Origin of the sequence: Eudoraea sp., from assembly GCF_049665975.1 — a bacterium.
GTDB lineage: Bacteria > Bacteroidota > Bacteroidia > Flavobacteriales > Flavobacteriaceae > Eudoraea.
Genome location: NZ_JBATGR010000113.1, coordinates 1 through 2399, shown reverse-complemented (window position 1 = coordinate 2399; position 2399 = coordinate 1). Strand labels below are relative to the sequence as shown.

At 39.5% G+C, this 2399-nt stretch carries 3 protein-coding genes; all 3 read right to left on the bottom strand.

Annotation, left to right across the window (positions count from 1 at the left end; translation table 11 throughout):
• Positions 1-165: 165 nt before the first annotated feature.
• Positions 166-1206 carry an adenylate/guanylate cyclase domain-containing protein gene (locus WBN20_RS04515; protein WP_424280858.1) on the bottom strand — a complete coding sequence of 347 codons (1041 nt, stop codon included), beginning with the start codon at positions 1204-1206 and terminating at the stop codon, positions 166-168.
• Complete coding sequence (locus tag WBN20_RS04510; RefSeq protein ID WP_424280857.1) at positions 1206-1580, bottom strand: response regulator; 375 nt, start codon at positions 1578-1580, stop codon at positions 1206-1208. The genes WBN20_RS04515 and WBN20_RS04510 overlap by 1 nt, the downstream gene beginning before the upstream one ends.
• A 49-nt stretch (positions 1581-1629) precedes the next feature.
• Positions 1630-2399 (bottom strand): sensor histidine kinase (locus WBN20_RS04505; RefSeq protein ID WP_424280856.1); only part of this gene is annotated, 770 nt, incomplete at its 5' end.

Genomic DNA, 2399 nt, shown 5'->3' with positions numbered 1-2399 from the left:
AGCCATAGCTATAAATTCAGGAGTTATTGCCCCCTGTATAAATACGTTTTTGAGCTTTGGTTTTTCCATAAGGAATTTTTCTTTAGTGCTAAGGTAAAGAAGATTTGGGAAATTGAAATTATCCTTTATGCCTCTCTATTAAACCGGTAGTATTAAATATATAGGCTATTCCAGAACTTCAAAAACGGTAATAGGAGTAGCTTTATTTTTCATGTTAATACTACCAACTTTTTTGCACTGAAAAGATTCCTTAACCTGTTCATAACAACTCTCGGAAATTATGATTTGGTTTTCTCCGGCAGCATCCTGTAATCGAGCCGCGGTATTCACATTATCACCGCTGACCGTATAATCCAAACGATTGAGACCTGAAGATCCTATATTCCCTGAGATCATTTCCCCGCTTTTAATACCAATGGATACCTTGGGTTGGAACTTAGTACTGTCATCTACTGCAGGGCGGGCATTTATCTGATCGCGTACGGCCAGGGCCGCATCAATGGCCCGATCTAAATGGTAGTCCCCTTTGAATACTGCCATGATAGCATCACCAATAAACTTATCTATATGGCCTTCCTGTGCGAGAATCTCCTTCACCATCACATCAAAATAGGTATTGAGCATAGTTACAACCACATCTGGGGTGGTATTTTCACTTATAGCCGTAAAACCACACAGGTCTATGAACATCACGGTCGCCTCAATATTTTCATTGGCCATGATGGTGGATTCATATTCTTGACTGCCCATAAAATTCAGTACGTTTTCATCTACATACATCTTAAGTATGTTGTTTTCCTTGATGGCCTTTAGGGTTTCTTTTATCTGACGAGCATGTTTCAAAGTCTTTTCCATCGTAATTGTCAGGTCTTTAAAATCAATGGGCTTGGTAATAAAATCAAAAGCCCCGCGGTTCATCGCTGTCCGAATATTGTCCATATCACCATAGGCGGAGACCATCACCGATTTAAGTAGCGGATTTAATTCGTTGAGTTTGGTAAGCAAAGTAAGCCCGTCCATTTCAGGCATATTAATGTCGCTCAACACTATGTCCATGTCCGGTATAGCAACTAGTTTCTCCAGGGCATCCTTCCCGTTGATGGCAAATACAAATTCATATTCGTTTTGCCGTATTTGTTTTCGGAACTTTTGTTTGATGAGTATTTCTAAATCTACCTCATCATCTACAACTAAAATTTTTGACATTACAATAGTGCTTTTAATTTTTCTTTTAAAATACCAAATTCTAAGGGTTTTGTCAGGAAATCATCTGCCCCTAGTCTCATAGCGGTATCGTAGTTTTCCTTATCGCCATAGGCGGTTATCATCATGACCACGGGTGGTGGCTTTAAAAAGTTTTTCTTAATTTGTTCCAAAAGCTCCAATCCGCTCATTCCCGGCATATTAATATCAGAAAGGATAAGTACCGCTTCATGATTAAGTTCACCCAAATCAGTGAGTGCCTCCTCTCCGGAAAATGCAAATGCAAAATGCAGTTCTTTATTCCGGATCTCTTTCCGGAAACGCTGCTGAAACAACAATTTTACGTCCTGTTCGTCGTCTACCACTAATATTTTCATATCGTATTGGTGTTTGATATTATTCCTGCTAATTCTTGTAATTTAAACATCATGTTTTCTGTTCTAGGGGTAATGATATGGTAAAAGTTGTTCCTTTTCCTTGCTCTGATTCCACTTTTAATTTCCCATTGTGCCCTTTAGTCACTATGTCATAACTCATACTCAGGCCCAGGCCTGTTCCTTGCCCAGTGGGCTTGGTGGTGAAAAAGGGTTGGAAGATTTTTTCCTTGACCTTTTCCGTTATGCCGTTGCCATTGTCCTTTACACTAATTGTAATCCCATTTTTGGTTTTTTTGGTTGAGAGTGATACAGTGGGTTTATACTGGTCCTCGGAAGATGCCAAGTCTTCTTTGGATGAATTAGCAAATGCGGATACTTCGTAAAAGGCATTGGTGAGCAGATTAAGCACCACCCGCCCGATATCCTGTGGGATTATGTTGATAGTTCCTATGCTTTTATCAAAATCGGTTTTCATGGTAGCATTGAACGATTTATCTTTGGCCCGCAAGCCATGGTAGGCCAGGCGGAGGTATTCGTCACAGAGTTTATTGATATCGGTTGGTTCTTTTACTCCGCTACTGCTACGACTATGTAGTAGCATCCCTTTTACGATAGCATCTGCTCTTTTGCCATGGTGATTAATTTTTTGTTCATTTTCCTTAATATCTTTTGCTATTGTTTTTACTTCATCAAGATTTCCTTTCTCAACTTCTTCGCTTAATTCATCAATCAATTCGGTATTCACATCAGAAAAATTATTCACAAAGTTCAAGGGATTTTGGATTTCATGGGCAATTCCAGCGGTGAGCTCACCTAGAC